General features: G+C 62.2%; 12 protein-coding genes. 9 read left to right on the top strand and 3 right to left on the bottom strand.

The window, feature by feature from the left end; all coding sequences use genetic code 11:
- Nucleotides 1–61 precede the first annotated feature (61 nt).
- Complete coding sequence (groES, locus tag PH562_RS17935) at nucleotides 62–358, bottom strand: co-chaperone GroES (protein ID WP_113233149.1); 297 nt, start codon at nucleotides 356–358, stop codon at nucleotides 62–64.
- A 425-nt stretch (nucleotides 359–783) separates the two neighbouring features.
- Between groES and PH562_RS17930 the strand changes: the two genes are divergently transcribed.
- The 6 genes from PH562_RS17930 (at nucleotide 784) to PH562_RS17905 (ending at nucleotide 8,374) form a co-directional block, all read left to right on the top strand.
- Nucleotides 784–1,632 carry a TIGR01459 family HAD-type hydrolase gene (locus PH562_RS17930; RefSeq protein WP_285174425.1) on the top strand — a complete coding sequence of 283 codons (849 nt, stop codon included), beginning with the start codon at nucleotides 784–786 and terminating at the stop codon, nucleotides 1,630–1,632.
- A 15-nt stretch (nucleotides 1,633–1,647) separates the two neighbouring features.
- Nucleotides 1,648–2,631 (top strand): bifunctional riboflavin kinase/FAD synthetase, encoded by a 984-nt coding sequence (locus PH562_RS17925; RefSeq protein WP_285174424.1) that lies wholly within the window; start codon nucleotides 1,648–1,650, stop codon nucleotides 2,629–2,631.
- A 133-nt stretch (nucleotides 2,632–2,764) separates the two neighbouring features.
- Complete coding sequence (locus tag PH562_RS17920; protein WP_047627888.1) at nucleotides 2,765–2,962, top strand: DUF3311 domain-containing protein; 198 nt, start codon at nucleotides 2,765–2,767, stop codon at nucleotides 2,960–2,962.
- Nucleotides 2,952–4,427 carry a monocarboxylate uptake permease MctP gene (gene mctP, locus PH562_RS17915; RefSeq protein ID WP_113233152.1) on the top strand — a complete coding sequence of 492 codons (1,476 nt, stop codon included), beginning with the start codon at nucleotides 2,952–2,954 and terminating at the stop codon, nucleotides 4,425–4,427. The genes PH562_RS17920 and mctP overlap by 11 nt, the downstream gene beginning before the upstream one ends.
- Nucleotides 4,428–4,727: 300 nt before the next feature.
- Nucleotides 4,728–7,610 carry an isoleucine--tRNA ligase gene (ileS, locus tag PH562_RS17910; RefSeq protein WP_285174572.1) on the top strand — a complete coding sequence of 961 codons (2,883 nt, stop codon included), beginning with the start codon at nucleotides 4,728–4,730 and terminating at the stop codon, nucleotides 7,608–7,610.
- 134 nt (nucleotides 7,611–7,744) lie between these two features.
- Entirely contained in the window at nucleotides 7,745–8,374 is a 630-nt protein-coding gene (locus PH562_RS17905) for a hypothetical protein (protein WP_285174423.1), read from the top strand.
- A gap of 35 nt (nucleotides 8,375–8,409) precedes the next feature.
- Here PH562_RS17905 and PH562_RS17900 read toward each other — a convergent pair whose 3' ends face one another.
- The gene (locus PH562_RS17900; RefSeq protein WP_285174422.1) at nucleotides 8,410–8,868 is read right to left on the bottom strand and encodes a nucleoside deaminase; all 459 of its coding nucleotides are present in this window, start codon (nucleotides 8,866–8,868) and stop codon (nucleotides 8,410–8,412) included.
- 72 nt (nucleotides 8,869–8,940) lie between these two features.
- Here PH562_RS17900 and PH562_RS17895 point away from each other — a divergent pair, with 72 nt between their 5' ends.
- Genes PH562_RS17895 through PH562_RS17885 form a run of 3 tightly spaced genes read left to right on the top strand, consistent with a single transcriptional unit; the run spans nucleotide 8,941 to nucleotide 12,363 of the window.
- Complete coding sequence (locus PH562_RS17895) at nucleotides 8,941–10,905, top strand: pseudouridine synthase (RefSeq protein ID WP_285174421.1); 1,965 nt, start codon at nucleotides 8,941–8,943, stop codon at nucleotides 10,903–10,905.
- Between the two features lie 6 nt (nucleotides 10,906–10,911).
- The gene (gene rsmD / locus PH562_RS17890) at nucleotides 10,912–11,478 is read left to right on the top strand and encodes a 16S rRNA (guanine(966)-N(2))-methyltransferase RsmD (RefSeq protein ID WP_285174420.1); all 567 of its coding nucleotides are present in this window, start codon (nucleotides 10,912–10,914) and stop codon (nucleotides 11,476–11,478) included.
- A gap of 18 nt (nucleotides 11,479–11,496) precedes the next feature.
- On the top strand, nucleotides 11,497–12,363 hold the full coding sequence (locus PH562_RS17885) for a patatin-like phospholipase family protein (protein ID WP_285174419.1): 867 nt from the start codon (nucleotides 11,497–11,499) through the stop codon (nucleotides 12,361–12,363).
- A gap of 55 nt (nucleotides 12,364–12,418) precedes the next feature.
- On the opposite strand, the gene PH562_RS17880 is transcribed toward PH562_RS17885, so the two are convergent.
- The gene (locus PH562_RS17880; RefSeq protein WP_285174418.1) at nucleotides 12,419–14,239 is read right to left on the bottom strand and encodes a monovalent cation:proton antiporter-2 (CPA2) family protein; all 1,821 of its coding nucleotides are present in this window, start codon (nucleotides 14,237–14,239) and stop codon (nucleotides 12,419–12,421) included.
- Between the last annotated feature and the right edge of the window lie 9 nt (nucleotides 14,240–14,248).

The raw sequence follows: 14,248 nt of genomic DNA, 5'->3' as shown, positions 1-14,248 counted from the left end.
GAATTCGCGTTTTCGGGGCTTTAAGGCCCGTCAGCTGTATCGGAAAAGGGAACCGGCTGAATTAGCCGATGATGCCCATGACGTCGGCTTCCTTCATGATCAGAAGGTCTTCGCCGTTGAGCTTGACTTCGGTGCCCGACCACTTGCCGAACAGAACGCGATCGCCAACCTTGACGTCGAGTGCTACGACCTTGCCGGATTCATCGCGAGCGCCGGAACCGACGGCGACGATTTCGCCTTCCTGCGGCTTTTCCTTGGCGGTATCGGGAATGATGATGCCACCCTTGGTCTTTTCTTCCGACTCGACGCGACGAACGACGACGCGGTCATGAAGGGGGCGGAAATTGGTGCTTGCCATTGTCTAATCCCTCGATCAAATGACATTCACGGATCAGCGGGGATCCGTATGGATTTTGTTAGCACTCATCCTCTGAGAGTGCTAGCGACGGTGATTTAGGGGTGGCTTCCGGACGAGTCAAGGACAGCCCTGTGAATTTTTTGCGGCGCGCCTCGGCTTGTTTTGAGGATGATTAACGCCCATGGCGGCGCCGCGTAGCATGTGGTTGCAAAGGTGCTCTCATTTTGCCCTCGTGAAGACAGGGTCGGATCACGCCTTTTCCAGACCGTCATCCCGTTGCTTCCGCTGCGCAATCTTGCCGCCCGCCGACCTTGCCCACGCTCGCTGCTCAGGCCTTGTGCGACGCAAAAACCTTGCATGCCGCTCTTGTAATTTGCCAGCCGGTTTGCGATGTCAGCCCGTGATTTATTTGATGCGAGGACGGCATGGGCAAACGGATCGAGAGCTTTCGCGACATCGGCGGACTTTATGATGTTGCGCTCTGCGATGTCTGGGGCGTGCTCCATAACGGCGTCACGGCCTACAAGGAGGCCTCCATCGCGCTCGAAGCTGCCCGCAGCGAAGGCCTTGCGGTCGTCCTCATCACGAATTCTCCGCGCGTCGCTCCGAAGGTCGTCGAGCAGCTGCGTGCGATCGGTGTTCCTGACAGCGTCTATGATCGCATCATCACGTCGGGCGACGTGACGCGCAAGCTGATTGCCGAGGGGCCGAAGAAGGTGTTCCTGCTCGGCCCCGAGCGCGATATCGGCATTCTGGAAGGTCTGGACGTGCAGCGCGTCGAGGCTAGCGAGGCGGAAAGCATCGTCTGCACCGGCTTCTTCGATGACGAGACTGAAACGCCTGACGATTACACCGAGATGCTGACGGCCTGGTCGGCCCGCAACGTGCCGCTGATCTGCGCCAATCCGGATCTCGTCGTCGAGCGCGGCCATCGCATGATCCCCTGCGCCGGCGCCATGGCCGCCTATTATGAGCGGCTCGGCGGCCAGACGCGCATCGCCGGCAAGCCGCATCAGCCGATCTACGATGCCGCGATCGCGGCGGCCCGCGAGGTGAAAAGCGAGTTTCCGCTGTCACGCGTGGTGGCGATCGGCGACGGCATGCCGACCGACGTACGCGGCGCACTCGATTACGGCCTCGATCTTCTTTATATCAGCCATGGCATCCACGCCCGCGAATATGTCGTCGAGGGGCATACGGATGAGGCCGCTCTCGGCGCCTTCTTGGCGCGTGAGCAGGCCTCGCCGAAGTGGTGGATGCCGCGCCTTGTCTGAGGAGAGTGGCAGTCGATGACCGTTTTCCATCGCAACGAAACCCGCGAGCCGCTTCCCGATGCCTTGAAGGGCGGTGTGGTCGCCATCGGCAATTTCGACGGCGTGCATCGCGGCCATCAATCGGTGCTGACGCGTGCGCTGGAGATCGCCAGGGAGCGCGGCATTCCCGCATTGGTGCTGACTTTCGAGCCGCATCCGCGCACCGTCTTCAGGCCGGATCATCCCGTCTTCCGCCTGACGCCTGCGCCTTTGCGAGCGCGGTTGCTGGAGGCGCTCGGCTTCAACGCCGTCATCGAATATCCTTTCGATCGTACTTTCTCGCAGCGTTCTGCGGATGAATTCGTGCATTCGATCCTGATCGACTGGCTGCACGCATCGGAAGTCGTCACTGGCTTCGATTTTCATTTCGGCCATGATCGCCAGGGAGGGCCTGCCTTCCTCATGAATGCCGGCAGCCATAACGGCTTCGGCGTGACGCTGATCGATGCCTTTCGCGACGAAAACACCGAGGTCATCTCCTCGAGCCGCATTCGTGCGCTGCTCGCGGAAGGCGACGTCGCTCAAGCTGCCGGTCTGCTCGGCTATCGTTATACCGTTCAGGCGTCTGTCATCGGCGGCGAGAAGCTCGGCCGCACGCTCGGCTTCCCTACGGCAAACATGCAGCTGCCGTCCGAGTCATCGCTGAGGGCTGGCATCTATGCAGTTCGCTTCCGGACGGCCGATGGCACCATCCGCGATGGCGTCGCCAGCTACGGCCGGCGTCCGACGGTGACGGACAATGGCGCGCCGCTGCTGGAAACCTTCGTCTTCGATTTCAGCGGCGATCTCTACGGACAGGTCTGTTCGGTCTCCTTCTTCGGCTATCTCCGCCCCGAGCTGAAGTTCGACGGCTTGGACCCGCTGGTCGCGCAAATCAGTAAAGACGAAGATGAGGCGAGGGCGCTGCTCGCCGGCGTCCAGCCGCTCAGCGAGCTCGATCGGGTCATCGCTTTCAGCTGATTTTACCTGCCAAATTGCGCGCGGGGATTGCGGCGCTGCAATATCTTTTTGCCTTGAGCGGGTGGGAAGGATGCTGCAATGCTCATATAGCCGGGTGCGAGTCGCCGCGCCCATTTTCCGAAAGGCGCACGAGATGGATAAACGTTTTGGGACAGCAGCCTGCTGGCTGCTCGTTATTCCCTATATTGGTTTGCTTTGGGTTCCCTTCTACAACAGCCATGACCCCGTTCTGCTGGGATTCCCCTTCTTCTACTGGTATCAGCTGGCGTGGGTGCCGATCACAGCTATCCTGACCTGGATCGCCTATCGGAGCATGCGCCATGATGACTGATATCGATCCGACCGCGCTTGCCGTCTTCATCTTCTTCCTGGCCCTTGTAACTGTCATGGGCTTTGTAGCCGCCCGCTGGCGTAGGCCGAAGACCTTGGCCCATATCGACGAATGGGGCCTTGGCGGCCGCACCTTCGGCACTTGGATCACCTGGTTCCTCGTTGGCGGCGACTTTTACACCGCCTATACGGTCATCGCAGTTCCAGCCCTGGTCTACACGGTCGGTGCCTATGGCTTCTTCGCGCTGCCGTATACGATCGTCGTCTATCCCTTTGTCTTCATGGTTATGCCGCTTCTCTGGAAGCGCGCGAAGGATCACGGCTATGTCACGGCGGGCGATGTTGTCCACGGGCAATATGGCTCGCGGGCGCTGGAACTGGCGGTCGCTCTGACGGGCGTTATCGCCACCATGCCCTATATCGCTCTGCAGCTCGTCGGCATGACGGCGGTGTTCAAGGCGCTCGGACTTCATGGCGAACTGCCGCTCGCAATCGCCTTCATCATCCTGGCGCTCTATACCTATTCGGCCGGCCTTCGCGCTCCGGCGCTGATCGCCTTCGTCAAGGACATCATGATCTATATCGTTGTGATCGCGGCCATTGCCCTTATCCCCGCCAAGCTTGGCGGCTATGCAAATGTCTTTGCGGCTGCCGACGCGGATTTCAAAGCCAAGGGGGCGGGTAGTCTGCTGCTCGGCGGCAACCAGTACGTCGCTTATGCAACACTGGCACTCGGTTCAGCACTCGCAGCCTTCATGTATCCTCATACGCTGACCGGCATCTTCGCCTCCAACAGCGGCAACACCATCCGCAAGAATGCGGTGCTGCTGCCGGCCTATACGTTGCTGCTCGGCCTGCTGGCACTGCTGGGCTATATGGGCCATGCTGCGCAGCTCAAGTTGGACAGCCCGAACGATGTCGTTCCGGCGCTATTCCAGACCCTGTTCTCCAGCTGGTTTGCAGGCTTCGCCTTCGCAGCCATCGCTATCGGGGCGTTGGTGCCTGCGGCCGTGATGAGCATTGGCGCTGCCAATCTCTTCACCCGCAACTTCTGGAAGGCCTATGTCGATCCGCAGGTTTCCGATGCCGACGAGGCAAAGGTCGCCAAGATGACCTCGCTTGTCGTCAAGGTCGGCGCGCTGTTGGTCATCATTTTCCTGCCGACGCAGTTCGCGCTCGATCTGCAGCTGCTCGGCGGCATCTGGATCCTGCAGACGCTGCCGGCCTTGGTTTTCGGTCTCTATACCAAATGGTTCCGTGCGCCCGGTCTGCTTGCCGGCTGGTTCGTCGGCTTCTTTGGCGGCACCTATCTGGTCTGGGATGCCGGCTGGAAGCCGCTGCACATGGTTCCGCTCGGCGAAACCGGCTTCACCGTCTATACGGGGTTGTTGGCGCTTCTCGCCAATATCGTCGTGGCCGTTATCGTCAATGCGGTCGTGCCAACACGGGCAGCAGTACGAGCCTGATTAGATAGACCTTCAAATTGGCCGCGGACGGAAACGTCCGCGGCCTTTCTGTGCGTTGCCGCGACTGTTTCCTCTTCCTTTCCCTGGAAAAAACGCCTATGAACCGGCGACCATGACCCAATTTCGGCTGAGCCACGCGATACGAATTATTGGCCCGGCCTTCCGCGCGCTGTAAGCTGCCGGAAGGTCCGGGTTTTTGGCGTCTCGTTCAAGAGGCGCTTTCCGCCGCCGAAAAATCCCCGTATGGCTGCGCCAGTTCAGGCGCAAGACGCCCGAGACACCGAGGCAATTGTCACGACTATGACCGATACCGCTGAAAAGATGGATTATTCCAAGACCCTTTACCTGCCGGAAACCGATTTTCCGATGCGCGCCGGACTGCCGCAGAAGGAGCCGGAGCTGGTGAAGCGCTGGGAGGAGATGAACCTCTATAAGAAGCTGCGCTCTTCCGCCGCTGGCCGCGAAAAGTTCGTGCTGCATGACGGCCCTCCCTACGCTAATGGCCATATTCACATCGGCCATGCGCTGAACAAGATCCTCAAGGACGTCATCACCCGCTCGTTCCAGATGCGCGGCTATGACAGCAATTACGTTCCGGGCTGGGATTGCCACGGCCTGCCGATCGAATGGAAGATCGAGGAAAAGTACCGCGAGAAGGGCAAGAACAAGGACGAGGTTCCGGTGAACGAGTTTCGCCAGGAATGCCGCGACTTTGCCGCCGGCTGGATCAAGATCCAGTCCGAGGAGTTCAAGCGCTTGGGCATCACGGGCGATTTCGACAATCCCTATCTGACCATGAACTTCCATGCGGAATCCCGCATCGCCGGCGAGCTTTTGAAGATCGCCCGTACCGGTCAGCTTTATCGTGGCTCCAAGCCGGTCATGTGGTCGGTGGTCGAGCGGACGGCGCTTGCCGAAGCCGAAGTCGAATATGCCGATGTCGAGAGCGACATGATCTGGGTAAAGTTCCCGGTGGCCGAAGGCCCGGCTAATCTCGCCGGCGCCTTCGTCGTCATCTGGACGACCACCCCCTGGACGATCCCCGGTAACCGGGCGATCGCATACTCCTCGCGCGTATCCTACGGACTCTATGAGGTCACGGAAGCGGCCAATGATTTCGGCCCGCGCCCCGGCGAGAAGTTGATCTTCGCCGACAAGCTCGCCGAGGAATCCTTCGCCAAGGCCAAGCTGCAGTACAAGCGTCTCGGCGATGTGACCGCTGTCGATCTGGCCGCGCTCACCTGCGCGCATCCGCTCGCCTCTCTCGGCTACGGCTTCAAGGTGCCGCTGCTCGATGGTGATCACGTTACCGACGATGCTGGTACGGGCTTCGTCCACACCGCGCCCAGCCACGGCCGCGAAGACTTTGACGCCTGGACGTCGCATGCCCGCGATCTCGAAAAGCGCGGCATCTCATCCGCCATCCCGTTCCCGGTCGACGACGCGGGCTTCTACACCGCCGATGCCCCCGGCTTCGAGGGTGGCCGTGTCATGGACGACAACGGCAAGAAGGGCAATGCCAACGATCTGGTCATCAAGGCCCTGATCGAGACGAACACGCTCTTCGCACGCGGCAGGCTGAAGCATTCTTATCCGCATTCCTGGCGGTCGAAGAAGCCGGTCATCTTCCGCAACACGCCGCAGTGGTTCGTCTATATGGACAAGGACTTTGCCGACGGTTCGACGCTGCGTTCGCGCGCCCTGAAGGCGATCGATGACACCCGCTTCGTGCCGGCCGCCGGCCAGAACCGCCTGCGTGCCATGATCGAACAGCGCCCGGATTGGGTGCTGTCGCGCCAGCGCGCCTGGGGTGTGCCGATCGCGATCTTCGTCGACGAGCAGGGCAACATCCTGCAGGACGATCGTGTGAACGCCCGTATCCTCGAGGCTTTCGAGCAGGAAGGTGCCGATGCCTGGTTCGCGGAAGGAGCGCGTGAGCGCTTCCTCGGCGAGAAGGCCAACGAGCCCTGGACACAGGTCATGGACATCCTCGATGTTTGGTTCGATTCAGGTTCGACCCACACCTTCACGCTGGAAGACCGCCCGGACCTGAAGTGGCCGGCCGACCTCTATCTCGAAGGCTCCGACCAGCATCGCGGCTGGTTCCATTCGTCGCTGCTCGAAAGTGCCGCGACGCGTGGCCGCGCGCCCTACGATGCCGTCCTTACCCATGGCTTCACCATGGACGAGAAGGGCGAGAAGATGTCGAAGTCCAAGGGCAACGTCACTTCGCCGCAAGAGGTGATGAAGGATGCGGGCGCCGACATCCTCCGCCTCTGGGTTATGACCTCGGACTATTCTGAGGACTTGCGCGTCGGCAAAGCCATCATCCAGACCAATGTCGATGCCTATCGCAAGTTGCGCAACACCATCCGCTGGATGCTCGGCACACTGGCGCACGATAAGGGCGAGGTGATCGCCTATGCCGACATGCCGGAGCTGGAGCGGCTGATGCTGCACCGTCTCGCCGAGCTCGACGACCTGGTGCGGGAAAGCTACGACGCCTTCGATTTCAAGCGCATCGCCCGCGCCCTGATCGATTTCGCCAATGTCGAGCTTTCGGCCTTCTACTTCGACGTTCGCAAGGATGCGCTCTACTGCGATGCCCCGTCGAGCCTGCGCCGCCGTGCCGCTCTCGCCGTCATCCGCATGATCTTCGACTGCATGGTGACGTGGCTGGCGCCGATGCTGCCCTTCACCGCGGAAGAGGCGTGGCTCTCGCGCAATCCCTCGGCAGTCTCGGTTCATCTCGAGCAGTTCGTCACCGTTCCGGCCGAGTGGAAGAACGAGGCGCTGGCCGAGAAGTGGAAGAAGATCCGCGCTGTACGCAGCGTCGTTACCGGCGCTCTGGAAATCGAACGCAAGGACAAGCGCATCGGCTCTTCGTTGGAAGCCGCGCCGGTCGTCTATGTCGCCGATCCCGAGCTGCTGAAGGTGCTCGAAGGTCAGGACTTCTCGGAAATCTGCATCACCTCCGGTATCACCATCCTGGGTGAGCAGGGCCCTGCGGATGCCTTCCGCCTCGACGACGATGCCAAGGTCAGTGTTGTGCCCAAACTTGCCGAAGGCCAAAAGTGCGCTCGTTCTTGGCGCATCACGACGGATGTCGGCTCCGATCCGGAATACCCGGATGTCTCGGCCCGTGACGCCGCAGCGCTGCGTGAGCTCGCGGCTATCAACTGAAGAAAATTGCCGGATGAATTGCCTTTGGGGCGTTCATCCGGTAAAAGCTGCCTGAAAATGGCCCGAATTTTACGGCAGTTGCCGTTGAATGGGGTCCTATTGCGTTTATTCCGGCATGGCTGGGAAGGGTTTTCATGAGAGCGATGCATAAGGTTCGTGTCGGCGTCAGCTTGGCGGCACTTGTGGTTGGCTGCGGCGCCATGTCCGGTTGCCTTAGCAGCCCGACTTACGGCACCGACAAGACGGCCGGCGTCCAGCTCCTGGATGACCTTGGCGACATCGCCTCCGTTTCGGCGGCGACGCCGAAGGACAAGGGCGTAAAATATCCCAACCGCCCAGGCCTGGTTGTTGCCGGAAGCAAAGACACTCTGACCGCTCCACAGCAGTCCCTGGCAAGCAAGGACAACCCGGCCTGGCTCGAATCGCCGGAAGACGCCCGCAAGCGCCTCGCCGCAGAAGCCGATCAGAAAAAGAACGACGTCAACTATCGTTCGCCGCTGGCTCAGGCCGACAGCGCCAAGAATCACATGAGCGAAGCGCAGCAGACGGCCGCTTATCGTGCCGCGCGCCAGGATCAGGCCGGCACCTATATCGATCAGCGTCGCTATCTGATCGACCCGCCGCAGCAATATCGCCAGGTTGCCGACCAGGCTGCCCTCAACGATCTCGGCACGCCCGAGTCGAAGAAGGAAAAGAAGCGCAAGAAGGACGCCGAGGCCGCGCAGCAGACCAGCAACAGCAGCTGGTGGAAGCCCTTCCAATAGTCTTTCTCAAAGCGGCGGTCCCAAACTGCCGCTTTTCAGTCTTCGGAGCGTTTTGCTTGAAAGAAACCTCTGAGGATGTCGGCGGATGCGGTCTCGCCGAGGCCGGAATAGACCTCTGGTGCATGATGGCAGGTCGGCTGGCGATAGAAGCGCACGCCATTGTCGACACCGCCGCCTTTGGGATCCTCGGCGCCATAGTAGAGACGTCGGATGCGCGCGAACGAAATGGCCGCCGCGCACATGGTGCAAGGTTCCAGCGTCACATAGAGATCGGCGCCTGTAAGACGTTCCTGGCCCAGCTCCTCGCAGGCTAGGCGGATGGCGACGATTTCGGCGTGGGCGGTGATGTCGTTGAACTCGCGGGTACGGTTGCCGGCAGTGGCGATGACCTTGTTGTCGAGCATGACTACGGCGCCGATCGGCACTTCGCCACGCTCTCCGGCACGGCGCGCTTCGGCCAAAGCAAGCTCCATGAATTGATTTGTAGCCGCCATTCAAGTTTTTCCACTTAACCGCAAGGGCGTGACCTGATAGGAACACGCGTTAAAAATTCAGGCAAACAACAAATGACGATGAATGACAAGCCCAAGCGGCCTGGGTCTAAACCCTTTGCTGGCGACAAGAAGACGATAAAACGAGATGGCGCGAAGCCCGCGAAGGCCGTAGCCGTCAAGGCTGCGGATGAGAGCGCAGTCGAGGATGGAAAGGCCGAGCGCATTTCCAAGGTGATGGCGCGCGCTGGTGTGGCCTCGCGCCGCGATATCGAGCGCATGATCCTGGATGGCCGCGTCAAGCTGAATGGCGTGCTCCTCGATACGCCGGTGGTCAACGTGACCCTTACCGACAAGATCGAGGTCGACGGCGTGCCGATCCGCGGCATCGAGCGCACGCGCTTGTGGCTCTATCACAAGCCGGCCGGCCTGGTGACCACCAATGCCGATCCGGAAGGACGCCCGACCGTTTTCGACAATCTGCCGGAAGAGCTGCCGCGCGTCATGTCGATCGGCCGTCTCGACATCAACACCGAAGGTTTGCTGCTACTGACCAATGATGGCGGTCTTGCCCGCGTTTTGGAACTGCCGACGACCGGCTGGCTGCGCCGTTATCGCGTGCGCGCTCATGGTGAGATCGATCAGGAAGCGCTGGACAAGCTGAAGGAAGGCATTGCCGTCGAGGGAGTGCTCTATGGCTCGATCGATGCCACGCTCGACCGCACGCAAGGATCCAACGTCTGGATCACTATGGGCCTGCGCGAAGGCAAGAACCGCGAAATCAAGAACGTGCTCGGCGCGCTCGGCCTCGAGGTCAACCGCCTGATCCGCATCTCCTATGGCCCGTTCCAGCTCGGCGAGCTGCCGGAAGGCCATGTGCTCGAGGTGCGCGGCCGCACGCTGCGCGACCAGCTCGGCCCGCGGCTGGTAGAGGATGCCAAGGCGAATTTCGATGCGCCGCTCTATAATGCCCCGGCGGTTGCCGAACCCGAAGAGGCGGAAGCCAAGCCGGCTCGGACGGCCCCAGTTCGCGCGGGCAAGGAAGAGCGCCCGCGTCGGGAGCGTCCCGAGGATAAGCGCGAACGTGCGCTGAGCCGCCTCGACACCAAACGCGATTCCAAGCGTGACGATCGCCGCGAAGGCGGCCGCGATGGTGGCCACAAGGATGATGATCGCGCGAAGCGCCAGCCGCTTGGCCCGCGCCGCAGCGCCAATGTCTGGATGGCGCCTGGTGCCCGCCCGCTCGGCGAAAAGGCAGCCGCGAAGGCGGCCAAGAATGCAAAGACCGCCTCCCGGCGCGGCGAGCCCGAACGCCCGCAGCGCAACGGCTTCGACCGTCCGGACGAAGGCCCGCGCGTCCGCATCAATCGTGTCGACGAGGGCGATGGCGAATGGATCCGTTCGAGCGAAGAAGCTCCGCGCAAGTCGCGCGGCGATGACGAGGGGTTTGATCGCAAGCGTTCGCGCGGCGACCGCCCGCAAGGTGATCGTCCCGCTCGTGGGGACCGTCCGTTCGGCGACCGCCCCCGCGGCGAACGTGGTTCGCGGTCGGAGGGTGGCGATCGTCCCCGCGCGAAATCCTTCCAAGGTGAAGCCCGCTCCGAGCGCTCCTTCGGAGATCGGCCCGCGCGTGGCGACCGGCCTTTTGGCGACAAGCCCCGTGGTGACCGGCGTCCGCGCGCCGAGGGAGACGAGCGTCCGCGCAGCAAGTCTTTCGGCAGCGAGCAGCGCTCCGAACGTCCCCGTGGCGCTCGCCCGCAGGGGGACCGTCCGTTTGGTGATCGCCCGCCGCGTGGTGACCGACCCTTCGGTGATCGCCCGCAAGGCGAGCGTTCCTTCGGCGATCGGCCGGCCGGCAAGCCCTTCGGCAAAAAGCCAGGCGGCGGCAAATCCTTTGGCGGCAAGCCGGGTGGAAAACCCGGTGGTTCGCGCGGCTTTGGCGGCAAGCCCGGCGGCGCAGGTCGCCCCTCTGGCGGTCCGCGCGGCGGCTCCGGTCGGGGTGGCCCCGGCAGGGGCGGTCCCAAGGGCGGCAGGGGCTGACGCGCGGTGAGGATCGTCGGCGGTGAGTTTCGCGGTCGCTCGCTTGCAACGCCGAAGTCGAACGACATTCGTCCGACGGCGGATCGCACGCGCGAAAGCCTGTTCAACATTCTGAACCACGCCTATCCGGAAGCCATCGACGGCACGCGGATGATGGATGTGTTTGCCGGCACTGGCGCCGTCGGGCTGGAAGCAGCTTCACGGGGCTGCCGCCACGTGCTCTTCGTGGAAAGCAGCGTCGAGGGCAGGGGCCTTCTCTGGGAAAACATCGATGCGCTCGGCCTGCACGGCCGCACGCGCATGCTGCGCCGTGATGCGACGGATCTCGGCGGTGTCGGCAATCTCGAGCCCTTCGATTTTCTCTTCGCCGACCCGCCATACGGCAAGGGGCTGGGCGAGAAGGCTTTCGCGGCCGCTGCCGCCGGTGGCTGGCTGGTGCCGGGCGCACTGGCGATCCTCGAGGAGCGCGCCGATGTCACAGTTGCAGCGCCGTCGGATTTCCTGTTTCTGGAGGAGCGAACCTTCGGCGACAGCAAGATGCATTTCTTCCGTTACCAGCCGCTGGCGGCCTGACGGAGGAAGGAGAACAATATGGGCGATTATGCTGATTTCGTCGGCAGCGACTATCCGCTCGCCGCTTCCGGCACGCCGAGCGTCGCAGTCGCCTTCGGCTGCGGCGGCGCGCGCGGTCTCGCCCATATTCATATCATAGAGGCGCTGGACGAGCTTGGCATTCGCCCCGTCGCCATAGCAGGCTCCTCTATCGGCTCGATCATGGGCGCGGCCATGGCCGTCGGCATGAGTGGCGCTGAGATCCGCGACTATACGCTGGCAACCGTCGGCAATCGCCCGGCCGTTCTCAACAAGATCTGGAGCCTGCGGCCGGTCAGCATGCGCAGCATCCGCTTCGGTCAGTTCAATCTCGAACGCATTCTGCGCACCTTCCTGCCGTCGGCCATCCCGGAAAGCTTTTCCGAGCTGCACATTCCGCTGAAGGTGGTCACGACCGATTATTACGACCAGGCGGAGGTCGTCATCGAGAAGGGCGAGCTCTTCCCCGTGCTCGCCGCCTCTGCCGCCATTCCCGCCGTGTTCATGCCGGTCAAGCTCGGAGACCGCGTGATGATCGACGGCGGCATCATGAATCCGGTTCCCTATGAACATCTGGCCGGTCTTGCCGATATCATTATCGGCATCGACGTCGTCGGCGGGCCGGAAGGCAGCGGCCGACAGGTTCCGAACCGCATCGAGAGCCTGTTCGGTGCCGGCCAGCTGACTATGCAGTCCAATATTGCCCTGAAGCTGCGCCTGCAGGCCCCGCAAATCTTCCTGCGTCCCGCCGTCGGCCGCACCGGCGTCCTCGATTTCCTGAAAGCGCGCGATATCCTCGCCATGTCGGCCGGCGTCAAGGACGAACTGAAATTCGCCCTCGACCGGGTGATAACCGCGAAGAATTAGTATCCGCCAATAAGCTGCTGGCTGTGCTTACGCTAGGACCGTGCAAACAAAGCGACTAAACCCGCTCCGGCTCCTCCTGCGGCAAGGCAACGAGATCGTCCGCATCGCTGTAGGTATCGGCTGCACGCTTCGGCTTGACCAGCGGTTCGGGCTTGACGGGGCGCGAATAGAGCATGTCGGTGCCGGCCTGCAGGCCTTCGCTGACCTGCAGCACGAGCCGCTGCTCATCGCGTTTGCGGATATCCTCGCCGATCTCATAGGCTTCCGCCTCGCTGACGCCGAGCGCCTCCAGCGTACGGCGGCCGAAGAGCAGGCCGGATTCCAGCGTCTCGCGCAGCTCATAATCCACGCCCTTGTGGCGCAGCTCGATCGAATGAACGCGGTCGTAGGAGCGCACGAAGAGACGCGCATGCGGATAATCCGTCTGCACGAGTTCGACGATCTTGTCGGTCACCTCGCGTAGATGCGTGCTGACGACGACGATCTTGGCGCGGTCGATGCCGGCGGAGCGCAGCACGTCCTTGCGGGTGCCGTCGCCGAAATAGATGCGAAAACCGAAGCTCGATGCCTGGCGGATGCGATCGGCGGAGAAATCGATGACGGTCACGTCGCGGCCGCTGGCAAGCAGGATCTGCGCGGCGATCTGGCCGAAGCGCGAAAAGCCGATCATCAGCACGTCGGAGCCGGCACCCTCGAAATCCTCGTCCAGCTCTTCCTGCGCGTCGCCCTTCACCAGCCGTTTCGCCAGCGCGGAGCTCAAGGGCGTCAGCGCCATCGACAGCGTCACGATGGCGATCAGCGTCGATGCGGTGTTGGCGGAAAACAGACCACCGCTGGCGCTGGCGGCGCTGAAGAGCACGAACCCGAATTCACCACCCTGCGGCAGCAGTCCGGCGATACGGATAGCGTCATTATGCGGCGAGCCTGCTATGCGGCAGAGCGCATAGATCACGGTCGCCTTGATGAGCATCATCACCGGAACCGCGAGCACGATCAGAACCCAGTTGTCGAGGATGACATCGAGTTTCAGCGACAGGCCGACGGCGATGAAGAAAATGGCGAGCAGCACGCCGCGGAAAGGCTCGATATCCGCTTCCAGCTCATGCCGATAGGAGGATTCCGCCAGCATCACGCCGGAAAGAAACGCACCCATCGCCATCGAAAGGCCGGCAAGCTGCATCAGCGTTGCCGATCCCATGACCACGAAGAGGGCTGCGGCAATCATCGCCTCGCGGGCGCCGGTGCGAGCGATCACCTGGAATAACGGCGTCAGCAGATAGCGGCCCGCAATGACCATCGCCGCGACCGCGCCGACGGCGATTGCCAGGCTCGGAAGGGGATTGGCGGTTTCCTGCGCGCCATCGAGAACGGTGATCAGCGCCAGCAACGGCACGATGGCGAGATCCTGCAGCAGCAGCATCGAGAAGGAGCGCTGACCGTATTTCGTGTTGACGTCGCCTTGCTGTTCTAGGATCTGCATCGCGAAGGCGGTCGAGGAAAGCGCCAGGCCGAAGCCGATGATGATGCTGCCCTTCCAGCCGGCAATGCCACCGAAATAGGCGGCCACCATCAGTGCAAGTCCGCTGAGAACAACCTGTGCCGTGCCGAGGCCGAAAATATCCCGGCGCATCTGCCAAAGGCGGGATGGCTTCAGTTCCAGCCCGATGATGAAGAGCAGGAAGACGACGCCGAGTTCGGCGACGGCCAGCACGGCCTCGCTGTCGCTGATGCTGTGCAAAATCGGCCCGATCACAACGCCTGCGGCGAGATAGCCGAGCACCGTGCCAAGCCCCAGTTTCTTGAAGATCGGCGCTGTGACGACGGCGCCTCCGAGCAGCAGCAGGGTTTCGGTGAAAAGCGTATTGGGGGCGGACATCGTCTGTTT

The organism is Rhizobium centroccidentale (genome assembly GCF_030182565.1).
GTDB lineage: Bacteria > Pseudomonadota > Alphaproteobacteria > Rhizobiales > Rhizobiaceae > Rhizobium.
The sequence above is the reverse complement of the archived record's forward strand: the minus strand, read 5'-3'. Positions and strand labels throughout refer to the sequence as shown.